General features: G+C 71.4%; 17 protein-coding genes. 13 read left to right on the forward strand and 4 right to left on the reverse strand.

Features of this window, described 5'->3' with window-relative positions; genetic code table 11:
• The first annotated feature begins 255 nt into the window (after positions 1 to 255).
• Entirely contained in the window at positions 256 to 1179 is a 924-nt protein-coding gene (locus BLS43_RS19465; RefSeq protein ID WP_093087026.1) for a cation diffusion facilitator family transporter, read from the forward strand.
• Here BLS43_RS19465 and BLS43_RS19470 read toward each other — a convergent pair.
• Positions 1133 to 1660 (reverse strand): Lrp/AsnC family transcriptional regulator, encoded by a 528-nt coding sequence (locus BLS43_RS19470; RefSeq protein ID WP_093087029.1) that lies wholly within the window; start codon positions 1658 to 1660, stop codon positions 1133 to 1135. The genes BLS43_RS19465 and BLS43_RS19470 overlap by 47 nt on opposite strands.
• A gap of 98 nt (positions 1661 to 1758) precedes the next feature.
• Between BLS43_RS19470 and ald the strand changes: the two genes are divergently transcribed.
• Positions 1759 to 2877, forward strand: a complete 1119-nt coding sequence (gene ald / locus BLS43_RS19475) for an alanine dehydrogenase (protein ID WP_093087031.1) — start codon at positions 1759 to 1761, stop codon at positions 2875 to 2877.
• Between the two features lie 51 nt (positions 2878 to 2928).
• Here ald and BLS43_RS19480 read toward each other — a convergent pair whose 3' ends face one another.
• Together BLS43_RS19480 and BLS43_RS19485 are read right to left on the reverse strand one after the other, a co-directional pair.
• Positions 2929 to 3480 (reverse strand): isochorismatase family protein, encoded by a 552-nt coding sequence (locus BLS43_RS19480; RefSeq protein ID WP_093087370.1) that lies wholly within the window; start codon positions 3478 to 3480, stop codon positions 2929 to 2931.
• Positions 3477 to 4766 (reverse strand): nicotinate phosphoribosyltransferase, encoded by a 1290-nt coding sequence (locus BLS43_RS19485; protein WP_093087034.1) that lies wholly within the window; start codon positions 4764 to 4766, stop codon positions 3477 to 3479. Before BLS43_RS19485 ends, BLS43_RS19480 begins: the two co-directional genes overlap by 4 nt.
• Before the next feature lie 55 nt (positions 4767 to 4821).
• Between BLS43_RS19485 and clpS the strand changes: the two genes are divergently transcribed.
• The 10 genes from clpS to BLS43_RS19535 all read left to right on the forward strand — a co-directional run bounded on the left by clpS (position 4822) and on the right by BLS43_RS19535 (position 10929).
• The gene (gene clpS / locus BLS43_RS19490; protein WP_093087037.1) at positions 4822 to 5118 is read left to right on the forward strand and encodes an ATP-dependent Clp protease adapter ClpS; all 297 of its coding nucleotides are present in this window, start codon (positions 4822 to 4824) and stop codon (positions 5116 to 5118) included.
• Positions 5115 to 5666 (forward strand): DUF2017 domain-containing protein, encoded by a 552-nt coding sequence (locus BLS43_RS19495; RefSeq protein WP_093087040.1) that lies wholly within the window; start codon positions 5115 to 5117, stop codon positions 5664 to 5666. The genes clpS and BLS43_RS19495 overlap by 4 nt, the downstream gene beginning before the upstream one ends.
• Positions 5667 to 5733: 67 nt before the next feature.
• Positions 5734 to 6096 (forward strand): hypothetical protein, encoded by a 363-nt coding sequence (locus BLS43_RS19500; protein ID WP_143030125.1) that lies wholly within the window; start codon positions 5734 to 5736, stop codon positions 6094 to 6096.
• Entirely contained in the window at positions 6093 to 6653 is a 561-nt protein-coding gene (locus BLS43_RS19505; protein ID WP_093087045.1) for a DUF3558 family protein, read from the forward strand. The genes BLS43_RS19500 and BLS43_RS19505 overlap by 4 nt, the downstream gene beginning before the upstream one ends.
• 159 nt (positions 6654 to 6812) lie before the next feature.
• Positions 6813 to 7175 carry a PE domain-containing protein gene (locus BLS43_RS19510; RefSeq protein WP_143030126.1) on the forward strand — a complete coding sequence of 121 codons (363 nt, stop codon included), beginning with the start codon at positions 6813 to 6815 and terminating at the stop codon, positions 7173 to 7175.
• Positions 7176 to 7204: 29 nt separating this feature from the next.
• Entirely contained in the window at positions 7205 to 7711 is a 507-nt protein-coding gene (locus tag BLS43_RS19515; protein WP_176921431.1) for a DUF3558 family protein, read from the forward strand.
• Positions 7712 to 7767: 56 nt separating this feature from the next.
• Positions 7768 to 9072, forward strand: coding sequence for a hypothetical protein (locus BLS43_RS19520; RefSeq protein ID WP_143030127.1), 1305 nt, complete (start codon positions 7768 to 7770; stop codon positions 9070 to 9072).
• A 51-nt stretch (positions 9073 to 9123) separates the two neighbouring features.
• The gene (locus BLS43_RS19525) at positions 9124 to 9594 is read left to right on the forward strand and encodes a M67 family metallopeptidase (protein ID WP_093087056.1); all 471 of its coding nucleotides are present in this window, start codon (positions 9124 to 9126) and stop codon (positions 9592 to 9594) included.
• Positions 9595 to 9644: 50 nt separating this feature from the next.
• Positions 9645 to 9923, forward strand: coding sequence for a MoaD/ThiS family protein (locus BLS43_RS19530; RefSeq protein ID WP_093087059.1), 279 nt, complete (start codon positions 9645 to 9647; stop codon positions 9921 to 9923).
• A gap of 55 nt (positions 9924 to 9978) precedes the next feature.
• On the forward strand, positions 9979 to 10929 hold the full coding sequence (locus BLS43_RS19535) for a PLP-dependent cysteine synthase family protein (protein ID WP_093087062.1): 951 nt from the start codon (positions 9979 to 9981) through the stop codon (positions 10927 to 10929).
• A 30-nt stretch (positions 10930 to 10959) separates the two neighbouring features.
• Here the strand turns inward: BLS43_RS19535 and BLS43_RS19540 are convergent, their stop codons facing one another.
• A complete protein-coding gene (locus BLS43_RS19540; protein WP_218129903.1) occupies positions 10960 to 12411 on the reverse strand; it encodes an MFS transporter in 1452 nt (483 codons plus the stop codon).
• 88 nt (positions 12412 to 12499) lie between these two features.
• On the opposite strand from BLS43_RS19540, the gene BLS43_RS19545 reads away from it, so the two are divergent.
• Positions 12500 to 13123, forward strand: a complete 624-nt coding sequence (locus BLS43_RS19545) for a rhomboid family intramembrane serine protease (RefSeq protein ID WP_176921432.1) — start codon at positions 12500 to 12502, stop codon at positions 13121 to 13123.

Consider the following 13123-nt stretch of genomic DNA (forward strand, 5'->3'; position numbering starts at 1 on the left):
GACGCTTGGGACGCCCAAGCGTCGCTCAGGGGTGCTTGGGCGTCCCAGGCGTCACGGCGGTGCCGGCGCGCGTGGTGCTTGGGCGTCCCAAGCGTCGCTGCGTGGTGCTTGGGCGTCCCAAGCGTCACGGCGGGCGGTGCTGACGCTTGGGCGTCCCAAGCGTCGCTGCATGGCGCTTGGGCGTCCCAAGCGTCACCGGGCCGCCCGCTAGTCTGCGTTCGACCACGAAACGGTGCGTGGCGGAACGGGGGAGCCGTGTCGGCTGGTGGTGGGACCCGGGCGATTCTCGCGGCCCTGGGGGCCAACGCGGGCATCGCGTTGGCGAAGTTCGTCGGGTACCTGGTCACCGGGTCGTCGTCCATGCTCGCGGAGGCCGTGCACTCGGTGGCGGACACCGCCAACCAGGGTCTGCTGCTGCTCGGCGGGCGAACCGCCCGGCGTCGCGCCAACCCGGAGCACCCCTTCGGCTACGGCCGGGACCGGTACTTCTACTCGTTCGTCGTCGCGTTGTTGCTCTTCACCCTCGGCTCGGTCTTCGCGATCTACGAGGGCATCCACAAGCTGCAGGAGCCCGAGCCGCTGACCTCGCCGCTGGTCGCGGTGATCATCCTGCTGGTCGCGGTGTGCCTGGAGGGCTACTCGTTCCGCACGGCGATGCGGGAGTCGGCGCCGCTCAAGGGCGACCTGACCTGGTGGCAGTTCATCCGGCAGGCGAAGGTGCCCGAGCTGCCCGTGGTGCTGCTGGAGGACACCGGCGCGCTGATCGGCCTGGTGTTCGCGCTGGCGGGCGTCGGCCTGACCGTGCTGACCGGCGACCCGGTCTGGGACGCCGTCGGCACGCTCTGCATCGGCACCCTGCTCGGCGTCATCGCGATCATCCTGATCGTCGAGATGAAGAGCCTGCTGATCGGCGAGGGTGCCGCCGCCCCGCTGCTCTCGACGATCGTCCGCGAGCTCGAGGCGGGCGCCGCGGTGGAGCGGGTCATCCACATCAAGACCCTCTACCTGGGCCCCGAGGAGCTCATGGTCGCAGCGAAGCTCGGGTTCACGTCGGGCCTGCCGGTCGACGCCGTCGCCGCGGCGATCGACGAGGCCGAGGCCCGGGTCCGTGGTGCCGTGCCCGAGGCCCGGGTCATCTACCTCGAACCGGACCTGGATCGTTCGCGGGTCGCCTCCTGACCTGCTCGAAGATCAGGCTCGTCTGGGTGTTCGCGACCTCCTCGCGGGAGTTCAGCGCCACCACGAAGTCCCGCAGCGCCGCGGAGTCCGCCGCGGCCACGTTCAGCAGGTAGTCGTCGACGCCGGCGAGGAACCAGCAGGCCCGCACCTCGGGCAGCCGGGTCAGGACGTCCTCGAACTCGCGCATCCGCCGCCGCGCCGCGGCCTGCAGCCGCACCGACACCATGGCCTGCAGCGGCCGTCCGGTCGCCGCCGGGTCGACGTCCGCGTGGAAGCCGCGGATCACGCCGCGCTCGCGCAGCGACCGCACCCGGGTCAGGCAGGTCGAGGGGGCCACCCCGACCCGCTCGGCCAGCGCGTTGTTCGGAATGCGTGCGTCGAGCTCCAGCTCGCGCAGGATCGCCCGGTCCACGGGGTCGAGCCGCACATCGTTCGGTGAGGCGGCCCGTCGCACCGTGCTCGCTGACGATTCTTCCGACATGCTGTCAGGCTACAGAATCTTCCACCGTTCAGTTCTCGTCCTGGCGACTTTTCTTCGATACTGGTGTCCGGCATCGACGGATCGGGAAGGACATGGGCATGCGGATCGGCGTACCGGCAGAGGTCAAGGACAACGAGTTCCGGGTGGCCCTGACCCCCGCGGGCGTGCACGAGCTGACCCGCCGCGGCCACGAGGTGGTCGTCGAGCAGAGCGCGGGCCTGGGGTCCTCGATCACCGACGACGAGTTCAAGACCGCGGGCGCCGAGCTGCGCGCGAGCGCGGACGAGGTGTGGGAGGCCGCGGAGCTGCTGCTCAAGGTCAAGGAGCCGGTCGAGTCCGAGTACCACCGGCTGCGCCCCGACCTCACCCTGTTCACCTACCTGCACCTGGCCGCCTCCCGCGCCTGCACCGACGCGCTGCTGGCGGCGGGCACCACGGCGGTCGCCTACGAGACCGTGCGCACCGCCGACGGCCGCCTCCCGCTGCTCGCCCCGATGAGCGAGGTCGCCGGGCGGCTCGCCCCGCAGGTCGGCGCCTACCACCTGATGAGCGCGCAGGGCGGTCGCGGCGTGCTGATGGGCGGCGTCCCCGGGGCGCCGCGCGCGCACGTCGTCGTCCTCGGGGCCGGGGTCTCCGGCTCGCACGCCGTGCAGATCGCCGTCGGGATGGGCGCCCGGGTCACCGTGCTGGACCTGAACGTCGACGCCCTGCGCCGGATCGACGCGCAGTACCAGGGCCGGGTCGAGACCGTGCACTCCACCGCGTACGCGGTCGAGAAGGCGGTGCTGGACGCGGACCTCGTCATCGGCGCCGTGCTCGTGCCCGGGGCGAAGGCCCCGACCCTGGTGTCGAACGAGCTCGTCGGGCGGATGAAGCCCGGCGCGGTGCTCGTCGACATCGCGGTGGACCAGGGCGGCTGCTTCGCCGACACCCGCCCCACCACCCACGCCGAGCCCACGTTCCGGGTGCACGACACGGTCTTCTACTGCGTCGCCAACATGCCCGGCGCCGTCCCGCACACCTCCACCCACGCGCTGGCCGCGGTCACGCTGCCGTACGCGATCGCGTTGGCGGACAAGGGGTGGAAGCAGGCCCTGCGCGACGACGCGGCGGTGGCGGGCGGGCTCAACACCTGGGCGGGCGTGCTGACGAACGCCGAGGTCGCGGCCGCGCACGGACTGGAGTCCCGGACCGTCGAGTCCGTCCTGACCGCCTGACCCGTGAGCGGCGATCGTCGCCAGGGCGACGATCGCCGCTCACGACGGCGGTCAGGCCAGGACGACGCCGACCTCGCGCATCTCCTTGAGCGTGCGTTCGGTGGACTCGGGGGCCACGCCCGCGCACAGGTCCGGCAGGAGCCGGGTGCGCAGGCCGGCGCCGAGGGCGTCGAGCGCGGTGGCGCGCACGCAGTAGTCGGTGGCGATACCGACGACGTCCACGGCGTCGATCCCCTTGTGCTGCAGCCACTCCCGCAGTGCGACGTGCCCCGGCTCCGCGCCCTGGAACCCCGAGTACGCCGCGGTGAACTGCCCCTTGTCGAACACCGCCTCGATGCGCGCGACGTCCAGCGCCGGGTGGAAGCTCGCCCCCGGGGTGTCCGCGACGCAGTGCACCGGCCAGCTGTGGACGAAGTCCGGGGTGTCGCTGAAGTGGTCGCCCGGGTCGATGTGGAAGTCCCGGGTCGCGACGACGGCGGCGTACTCGCCGCTGCGCGCCTGCTCCGACGCGGCGGCGGCCACCGCGGCGCCCCCGGCGACGGCGAGCGAGCCGCCCTCGCAGAAGTCGTTCTGCACGTCGACGATGATCAGCGCGCGCATCAGGCCTCCGTCGGGAAGACGGTCGGGATCGCGGGCTCGCCCCGGGAGAGCTTGAGGCCCTCCCACGGCACCGACACCAGCGCCTGGCGCAGCCGCTCGCGGCCCTGGGCCAGCGTGGGGACGTCCGGCACGACGTCACCGCCGCGGACCAGCGGGATCGGGAGCACCCGGTCGTGCGGGCCGACCTGCGGCGCGATCGTCACCGGGTGCACCACCTCCTCGACGGCGGTCCCGGTGGGCTTGTGCCTGCGCAGCGCCGACTTGCGCCCGCCGCGGGACTCCTTGCTCGACGACCGCTTCGCCACCGGGCGCCCGTCCACCTCGACGAGCTTGTAGACCATCCCCGCGGTCGGGGCGCCGGACCCGGTGACCACGCTCGTGCCCACGCCGTAGGAGTCCACCGGCTCGGCCCGCAGGCTCGCGATCGCGTACTCGTCCAGGTCGCCGGACAGGACGATCCGCGTGTTCGTCGCGCCGAGGGAGTCCAGCTGCTCGCGGGCCTGGTGGGCCATCACCCCGAGGTCGCCGGAGTCGATCCGGATCGCGCCCAGCTCCGGGCCCGCCGCCTCGACGGCCAACTCGATGCCGCGGTGGATGTCGTAGGTGTCGACGAGCAGCGTCGTGTCCGTGCCCAGGGCCTCGACCTGGGCTCGGAAGGCGCCCAGCTCGTCGTCGTGCAGGAGGATCCAGGCGTGCGCGGCGGTGCCCGCGGCCGGGACGCCGTAGCGGCGGGCGGCCTCGAGGTTCGACGTCGTCGCGAAGCCCGCCAGGTAGGACGCGCGGGCGCTCGCGACGGCCGCCTGCTCGTGGGTGCGGCGGCTGCCCATCTCGATGATGGGTCGGCTGCCCGCGGCGGTGACCATCCGCGCGGCGGCGCTCGCGATGGCGCTGTCGTGGTTGAGGATGCTCAGGAAGAGCGTCTCCAGCACGCAGGCGTCGGCGAACGTGCCGGTGACGGTCAGGATCGGGGAGCCGGGGAAGTAGAGCTCGCCCTCCGGGTAGCCGTCGATGTCGCCGGAGAACCGGTAGCCGGAGAGCCACTTCAGCATCCGCTCGTCGAGCCCGCCCTCGAGACTCGCCAGCTCCGCGTCCCCGAACCGGAAGTCCTGCAAGGACTCCAGCACCCGGCCGGTCCCGGCGACGACGCCGTACCGGCGCCCGTCGGGCAGCCTGCGGGCGAAGAGCTCGAAGGTGCACCGGCGGTCCGCGGTGCCGTCCGCGAGCGCTGCCGCGACCATGGTCAGCTCGTACATGTCGGTGAGGAGCGCGGTGCTCCCGTTGCCGCTCATGCCGGGAGCCTATGCGGCGTTCTGGGCGGATGGGTGAGCGTGTCACCATGGAGACATGTCCGCGCCGTTGAGCTCGCCCACCACCCAGGTGGACCCCGACCTGGACGAGGACGTCGCCGGAGACACGCCGTGGCAGGCGGTCGTGTGGAACGACCCGGTGAACCTCATGTCGTACGTCACCTACGTGCTGCAGAAGGTGTTCGGGTACCCGGAGCCGAAGGCCACCGCGCTGATGCTCGATGTGCATCACAAGGGCAAGGCCGCCGTCTCCGCCGGGGACAAGGACAAGATCGAGACCGACGTCGCCAAGCTCCACGCCGCGGGGCTCTGGGCGACCATGCAGCGCACGTGAACGGCTGGAAGAAGGCTGGACGCGGAGCGCGCGTGCGGCTCGTCGCCACGATGGAGGAGCAGGAGGCGTCCGTCCTGCGCGGGCTGGTCGGCGAGGTCGTCCAGATGCTCGACGGGCGCGAGGCCGAGTCCCCCGCGGACGAGCTGGCCGAGCTCACCGGCATGCGCACCGGGCCGTCGAAGCGCCCCGAGGACCGGGTCCTCGCCCGGCTGCTGCCGGACTTCACGATGGAGGACGCGGACCTCGCCGCCGGCCTGCGTTCGCTGCACGAGCCGTCGCTGATCGAGGCCAAGCGGGACGCGGCCACCACGGTGCTGCGCGGGCTGCCCCCGCGGGGCGGGCGGGTCGAGCTGTCGGTCGAGGAGGCGGACGTCTGGCTCGCCGCCCTCAACGACGTCCGGTTGGCGCTGGGCACGGCCCTCGACGTCTCCGAGGAGACCCCCGACTCCTTCCCCGAGGACGACCCGAGAGGGCCGCACCTGGGCGTCTACCACTGGCTCACCTTCGTGCAGGACTCGCTGGTCCAGGCCCGGCTCTCCCTGCTCTGATTCGCGATCGCGAACGGTGTGGGGCTTTTCCTTCCCCGTTCGCTGGGCCGCTGAGATCATCGGGCGCATGACCGCGCCGAACGTGGGCTACGCCCGCCTGCTGGACCACGCGCAGGAGGGCTATGTCCCGGTACTCACGGGCCGTGCTCTCGCGATCGACGTGGAGCGGGCGCGGGAGGTGGTGGGGAGGTTGGAGGCTGTGGCGGACGAGGTGGGGGAGCTGCACCGTCAGCTCTCGGCAGTGCGGATCGAGCCGCCAGCCAACGACGACGTGAGCCGCAATGCTGCTGTCCAGAGTGCTCGAATGGTGACGGCTGGTCGCTCCTATCTGAGCGCGTGGCACCAGGACATCGTGACATCGATACGGGCGCTCAAACAGCAGATCGACGACTATGTCGCCGCAGACCGCGGAAACGCCGCTCGAGCATGATCGTGCTGGTCAGACATCTCTTGTTGTTCGCTGTTCTCCTCGTCACCATCACTGCATGTTCCCCTGTGGGTGAGCAGAAAGTCGCCTCGTCCGCTGACCCGACTTCGACTCCGTCGCGACAGGTCTCCAATCCGCTTGACGCTCACGGCGTGGCCGCCTGTGATCTCCTTGGTCCTGCGGCACTTCAACAGGCAGGCATGGAGCCGGGCTCGGCAACCGACACCTCGAGTGCATCTGCAACGGGATGTCTATGGCGCTCAAGTGACCACGCGGAGACTCTGGAGTTCGTGCTGAACCTGGGCATGCCGGTAGAGGTCATGGATGCGTCGGTCGGTGTTGTTCCCGACTACGTGGCGGGAGAGCTCCGCGGATTTCCGTCGGTTCGTGAGGGTGCGATCGACTCATCCATCTGCACTATATACGTCGCTATCGCATCGACCCAAGTCTTCTCCACGGAAGTCAGTTCGCGTGCCGAAAGCTCAAGTCTCGCAGCGTGTGATCGAGCCGAGCTGGCTGCCCTCGCAGTGCTCGACGCGCTCGCGGTGCGGTCGCGGTAGCGAACGGCTTCTCTCGCCGTCCGCGGGTGATTGGGCGTGCCTGGCCAGGCACGGGGTGCCTGCAGGCCCGGGCTCGGCTGCCCCTGCTCTGATTCGCGATCGCGAACGGTGTGGGGCTTTTCCTTCCCCGTTCGGTGGGCCGCTGAGATCATCGGGCGCATGACCGCGCCGAACGTGGGCTACGCCCGCCTGCTGGACCACGCGCAGGAGGGGTATGTCCCGGTACTGACGGGTCGCGCTCTCGCGATCGACGTGGAGCGGGCGCGGGAGGTGGTGGGGAGGTTGGAGGCTGTGGCGGACGAGGTGTTTCGTCTTGGGCAGAGCCTCGGCGTGGTCCGCGTTACTCCGCCGGGTGCCGACGAGGTCAGCAAGAACGCTGCCCAGCAGTCTGATCGGATGGTGATGGCAGGGAGGGAGTACTTGCGCTCCTGGTATGAGAGCCTCGTTGCTGCGTCGAACGCGCTGCGTCAGCAAATCGACGACTACGCGCGCGTGGACGAGCAGAACGATTCGCGAGCGTGAGGAATGCTTCGGTCGCGATTCTCGCGCTGGTGATCACCGTGTCCGGCTGCTCAGCTAGCTCTGGCGCGTCGGCTGTTCCGGAGTCGACGGATACTGCGATTCAGAGCGGCCCGCCGCTGGATGTCAGCGGGCAGGCTGCGTGCACGCTTTTGAGTGTCGAGTTTCTGGAGGGTGTATCAGTCGATCCGACGACAGCGATCGATGACAGCAATGAGAACGCCAGTTCGTGCGTGTGGCGCTCACAGGATGGCGCAGACAACTTGGCTATTGCCATCAGTCAGAACTATTCGCTGGAGCGGATCACTGCAGCCCTCGAGGAGACGCCCGGGTCGGAACGGATGACCGTGAAGGGATACCAAGCGGCACGCGAGGGCCCGCCGGATTCATTGATCTGCACGATTTACACGGCAGTGAGCGAACGCCATCTCTTCTCGGTCGAGTTCGGGTCGAGGGCAGCTCGTCCCGAGACGCCGTGCACGACTACCGAACGCGTGGCCTCAGCCGTGATCGACGCTCTCGCGGCGCGTTCGCGATAGCGAACGACTTCGCGGGTTCGTGCCTGGCTCGTCGTCGGGTGGGGGATCGTCCGCGCATGGCCAGGTATGAGGGGACCAGTACGCCGTTCGAGTCGATGTCGTTGAAGGACATTCGTGAGCCCGTCGTCGCGGGGGCGGGGGCCGGATCGATCCGGGTCGCGGCGGACGCGCTGGAGGACGTCGGGCGCAGGCTCGACGCGCTCAACGGCGAGATGGCGAGCATCGAGCGGGCCTATGCCGAGGCCCACCAGGGCGACACCGCCGAGCGGACCCGCAGCTTCCTGCGCATGCTCGGCGAACCGGGCCGCCTCGGCGCGCTCACCTTCCCGAGCGCCGTGCGGGCCCTGCGGGAGCAGGCCGAGCACTACGAACTCGCCCGCACCAGCATGGAGGCCGTCGAGCCGGCCGCCACCCCGTCGACGGCGCGGACCGCCGCGGAACTCGGTCGGCGACACCGCGACCAGGCGGCGTCGGTGGCGCGACGCTACGAGAACGCGTCGAACCAGAACCTGGTGCAGGCCTTCGAGCCCTTCACCCCGGTCGGCATCCAACCCCCGAACGGGGAACCGGTGGATCTCGGCCCGGCGCCGCAGTTCCCGCAGGCCGGGTCGGTCGGCGCGGGGTCGATGCCGCTCGCCCCCGCCCAGGTGACGGGCGTGCCCGTCGCCCCGGTCGACAGCGGGGCACGGGCTCCCGAGGTCGCTCCGTCGCAGGCCGGTGCCGTCGGGGGTGCGCAGCCCGGCGCTTCCGGCGGCGGATCGGGGGGATCGTCCGGCGGCCCGCGCTTCGACGGGCTCGGATCGACGGGGCTCGGTACGGCCCCGTCGGGGGCGCCGGCGGGACGCGGTCCCGGTGCTCCCGGCGCCGCCGGCCCCGGAGGGCGGGCCGGTTCGGCCCCGGATCCCGGCCCGATCGGCTCCACGGATCTGGGGCGCGGCCCGTCGGGAGCCGGGGCCACCGGACGGACCGGGCGAGGTCGGTCGGGGACCGGTGGCGAGCCGGGCGGGCGCGGGGCGGGAACCGTCGGGGGGCGTGGGGCGAACGGGGCGGGGGTCGGCCGGGTAGGCGGCGGGGTCGCGGAGGGCGCGGGTCGCGGCATCTCGGGGCGCGGCGTGCTCGAACCGGCCCCGCGGGGCGCGGTCGGGGAGCGGGCGGGGGTGCTCGGGGCGGAGGAGGCGCGGCAGAACCCGCGGTCGACGTCGTCGTCCCACCCGCCGTTGGTCCCCGGTGTGGGGGCCGGGGCGCGGCCGGGGGAGAGCCGGGGGCGGCCCGGCTGGTTGGTCGAGGAGGACCCGGAGGGGGCGTGGGCGGCGGACGTGCCGGACCACTGTCCGCCGGTGCTCGGCCGCCGGGACGTGTGAGTCTCGCCGGGGGTGTGTGCTCTTGTCCGGGGTGTTACGTAGGCTGGATGCGTGCTGGTCATCCGGAGGGATCTCCTCGACGAGATCGTCGCGCATGCCCGCCGGGACCACCCGGACGAGGCGTGCGGCGTCGTCGCGGGCCCGGAGGGGTCGGACCGGCCGGAGCGCTTCATCCCGATGCTGAACGCGGCGCGGTCGCCCACCTTCTACGAGTTCGACTCGGGTGACCTGTTCCAGCTGTACAAGCAGATGAACGCCAACGACGAGGTGCCCGTGGTGATCTACCACTCGCACACCGCGACCGAGGCGTACCCGTCGCGCACCGACATCTCCTACGCCTCCGAGCCCGAGGCGCACTACGTGCTGGTCTCCACCCGCGACTCGGCGGAGACGAACCACACGGGCCACGAGTTCCGGTCGTTCCGGATCGTCGACGGTGTGGTGACCGAGGAAGAAGTTCAGGTCGTGGAGACTTATATGTTCGCGCACACCGGCGCGGACGACGTCCCCGACCTCGGCTGACCCGCCCTCGCCACCGCACGTCTCGACACGATCAGGAGTACCGAAGAACCATGGCCGTCACCGTCTCCATCCCGACCATCCTCCGCACCCACACCGGGGGCGAGAAGGCCGTCGAGGCGAAGGGCAGCACCGTCGCCGAGGTGATCGAGGACCTCGAGTCGCGCCACAGCGGCCTGAAGGACCGGCTGCTCAAGGACGGCAAGCTCCACCGCTTCGTCAACATCTACGTCGACGACGAGGACGTGCGCTTCGCCGGCGGCCTGGAGGCTCCGGTCAAGGAGACCTCGACCCTGACCATCCTGCCGGCCGTCGCCGGCGGCATGCGCTGAGCTGACGGCACCGGCGGCGGGTGACCCCCGCCGCCCTGGCCGCCCTGGAGGAGCGATGGCGCGCTACGACTCCCTGCTGCAGGCGGTGGGCGACACCCCACTCGTCGGGCTCCCGTCGCTGTCCCCGGCGGAGAACGTCCGGCTGTGGGCGAAGCTCGAGGACCGCAACCCGACCGGCTCGATCAAGGATCGGCCCGCCCTGGCCATGATCGAGAAGGCCGAGGCGGACGGGCTGCTCACACCGGGCTGCACCATCCTGGAGCCGACCTCGGGCAACACCGGCATCTCGCTCGCCATGGCCGCGAAGCTCAAGGGCTACCGGATCGTGTGCGTGATGCCGGAGAACACCTCCGAGGAGCGTCGCCAGCTGCTGTCCATGTACGGCGCGCAGATCATCTCCTCGCCTGCGGCGGGTGGCTCCAACCAGGCCGTCGCCATGGCCAAGGAGCTGGCCGCCGAGCACCCCGACTGGGTGATGCTCTACCAGTACGGCAACCCGGCGAACGCGGACGCGCACTACCGCACCACCGGGCCCGAGATCCTGCGGGACTGCCCCGAGATCACGCACTTCGTGGCGGGTCTGGGCACCACCGGCACGCTGGTCGGCACCGGCCGCTACCTGCGTGAACAGAAGCCGGACGTGCAGATCATCGCCGCCGAGCCGCGCTACGGCGAGCTGGTGTACGGCCTGCGGAACCTCGACGAGGGCTTCGTCCCGGAGCTCTACGACCCCAGCGTGCTGACCGGCCGCTACTCCGTCGGCAGCTACGACGCGCTGCGTCGCACCCGTGAGCTGGTGGAGAAGGAGGGGATCTTCGCCGGCATCTCCACCGGCGGGATCCTGCACGCCGCCCTCGCCGTCGCCGAGAAGGCCGCAGGCTCCCACGAGTCCGCGGACATCGTGATCGTGGTGTGCGACGGCGGCTGGAAGTACCTCTCCACCGGCGCCTACAGCGGCGCGCTGGACGACGCGGCCGAAGGCATCGAGGGCCACCTCTGGGCCTGAGCCCTCAGCGCCTGGTGATCACCGCGGCGGTCAGCCCAGGTGGGCGACCTGCGGGGTGGCGACCTCCCGCCTGCCGGCGCGGACCAGGACCATGATCAGCGCGGTGCCGATCAGGAGCAGGGCGGCGGCCCAGGCGAAGGCGACGACGTAGCTGTACACCGCCACCTCGGCCGTCTGCGACGGGTCGGTGATCGGGTGCTCCGCGAGCCGGCTCGCCGCGGCGGTGGTCGCGATCGTGTTCAGCAGGGCCGTGCCGAGCGAGGCGCCGACCTGCTGGGTGGCGTTGAGCACCGCGGAGGCCGCTCCGGCGTCCTGGTTGCCGACCCCGACCAGCGCGAGGCTCGCCAGCGGGACGAACGAGAGCCCGAGACCGAGGCCGAGCACCAGCTGGGCCGGCAGGAGCAACGTCAGGAACGAGCTGTCCGGTGTGATCAGGGTCAGCAGGATCATCCCCGCCGCCGCGACGAGCCCGCCCGTGACCATCAGCGGCTTCGGCCCGATCCGCGGCATCAGCTGGGAGGCGACGCCCGCCGCGACGAGCACACCCCCGGTGACCGGCAGGGACGCCAGCCCCGCCTGCAGCGGCGTGTACCCCAGCACGATCTGGAAGTAGAAGGTCAGGAACAGGAACGCGCCGAGCAGGCCGGCGCCCACGAGCGTCGAGAAGAGGTAGGCCCCGCCGCGGTCGCGCTGCACGAGCAGCGCCAGCGGCACCAGCGGGTGCGACGACCGCTGCTCGATCACCACGAACGCCACCAGCAGCACCACGGCCGCGCCGAAGCTGCCCAGCGCCCACGGCGCGGACCAGCCGTCCTCCGACGCCCGGGTGAAGCCGTAGACCAGCGCGACCAGGCCGAGGGTCACCGTGACCGCACCCGGCACGTCGTACCGGGTGTCCCCGTCCGCGCGGCTCTCCGGCACGAACACCAGCGCCAGCGCCACCGCGACGACCGAGATCGGGATGTTGACCAGCAGGCACCACCGCCAGTCCGCGTACTCGGTGAGCACCCCGCCGAGCACCAGCCCGACCGCCGACCCGCCGCCCGCGACCGCCCCGAACACGCTGAACGCCTTCGCCCGCTCGCCGGGCTCGGTGAACAGCACCGTGAGCAGCGCCAGCCCGGCCGGCGCCAGGAGCGCGCCGAAGACGCCCTGCAGGCCGCGGGCGGCGAACAGGGTGAGCGCGTCCTGCGCGAGCCCGCCGAGGCCGGAGGCGAGGGCGAACCCCAGCGCCCCCACCACGAAGGTGCGCTTGCGCCCCCAGAAGTCCGCGATGCGCCCGCCGAGCAGCAGCAACCCGCCGAACGCCAGCGTGTAGGCGGTGACCACCCACTGCCGGTCCGCGTCGGAGATGCCGAGGTGGGCCTGGGCCTGGGGGAGCGCGATGTTCACGATCGTCGCGTCCAGCACCACCATCAGCTGGGCGAGCGCGATCACGAACAGCGCGGCCCAGCGGCCGGGGTGCGGGGCGGGGGTGGACATACGGATCATTCTGCCGACGCGGTCCGACGGTTTCGGGTCTCAGCGCTTTCACGGCCGGGTGACACCGGATCCCGCTACATTCGAAGGCATGACCTTGCCGCAGGTCCCCGCGCCCACCCCGCCCCGCAGCCTCTCGCGGATCATCCCGCCGCACCCGCTGCGCGCCGCGGTGATCATGCTGGTGTTCACGGGCGCGCTCTACGCCCTGGAGCTGTTCGACCAGGCCACGGGCGAGGGCCTCGACAACGACGGCATCATCGCCCGCAACCTCGACGGGCTGTGGGGCATCCTCTGGGCCCCGCTCCTGCACGGCGGGTGGCCGCACCTCATCGCGAACACGCTGCCCTTCCTCGTCTTCGGATGGCTCGCGATGGCGGGCGGGCTGCGGCAGTGGGTCGGCGTCACGGCGCTGATCTGGATCGGCAGCGGGGTGATGGTCTGGCTGACGGCACCGAGCTTCGTCTCCACCATCGGCATGTCCGGGGTGATCTTCGGCTGGCTGCTGTTCCTGCTGGTCCGCGGCTTCTTCGCCCGGTCGGGCAAGCAGATCCTGCTGGGGCTGGTCCTGCTGGTGCTCGAGGGTGGCATGCTGTTCGGCGTGCTCCCCGGCACCCCGGGGATCTCGTGGCAGGCGCACCTGTTCGGTGCCGTGTTCGGGATCCTCGCCGCCTGGCTGGTGGCCAAGGCGGACCGGAGAACCGCGATCGCATAG

The sequence above is a fragment of the Pseudonocardia oroxyli genome, from assembly GCF_900102195.1.
GTDB classification, from domain to species: domain Bacteria; phylum Actinomycetota; class Actinomycetes; order Mycobacteriales; family Pseudonocardiaceae; genus Pseudonocardia; species Pseudonocardia oroxyli.

What these genes read in the sequence shown, in the direction of transcription:
- BLS43_RS19470 (WP_093087029.1), bottom strand. Translation starts at nt 1,660, where the DNA reads ATGTCGGAAGAATCGTCAGCGAGCACGGTGCGACGGGCCGCCTCACCG.
- ald (WP_093087031.1), top strand. Translation starts at nt 1,759, where the DNA reads ATGCGGATCGGCGTACCGGCAGAGGTCAAGGACAACGAGTTCCGGGTG.
- BLS43_RS19485 (WP_093087034.1), bottom strand. Translation starts at nt 4,766, where the DNA reads ATGAGCGGCAACGGGAGCACCGCGCTCCTCACCGACATGTACGAGCTG.
- clpS (WP_093087037.1), top strand. Translation starts at nt 4,822, where the DNA reads ATGTCCGCGCCGTTGAGCTCGCCCACCACCCAGGTGGACCCCGACCTG.
- BLS43_RS19500 (WP_143030125.1), top strand. Translation starts at nt 5,734, where the DNA reads ATGACCGCGCCGAACGTGGGCTACGCCCGCCTGCTGGACCACGCGCAG.
- BLS43_RS19505 (WP_093087045.1), top strand. Translation starts at nt 6,093, where the DNA reads ATGATCGTGCTGGTCAGACATCTCTTGTTGTTCGCTGTTCTCCTCGTC.
- BLS43_RS19510 (WP_143030126.1), top strand. Translation starts at nt 6,813, where the DNA reads ATGACCGCGCCGAACGTGGGCTACGCCCGCCTGCTGGACCACGCGCAG.
- BLS43_RS19520 (WP_143030127.1), top strand. Translation starts at nt 7,768, where the DNA reads ATGGCCAGGTATGAGGGGACCAGTACGCCGTTCGAGTCGATGTCGTTG.
- BLS43_RS19530 (WP_093087059.1), top strand. Translation starts at nt 9,645, where the DNA reads ATGGCCGTCACCGTCTCCATCCCGACCATCCTCCGCACCCACACCGGG.
- BLS43_RS19535 (WP_093087062.1), top strand. Translation starts at nt 9,979, where the DNA reads ATGGCGCGCTACGACTCCCTGCTGCAGGCGGTGGGCGACACCCCACTC.
- BLS43_RS19540 (WP_218129903.1), bottom strand. Translation starts at nt 12,411, where the DNA reads ATGTCCACCCCCGCCCCGCACCCCGGCCGCTGGGCCGCGCTGTTCGTG.
- BLS43_RS19545 (WP_176921432.1), top strand. Translation starts at nt 12,500, where the DNA reads ATGACCTTGCCGCAGGTCCCCGCGCCCACCCCGCCCCGCAGCCTCTCG.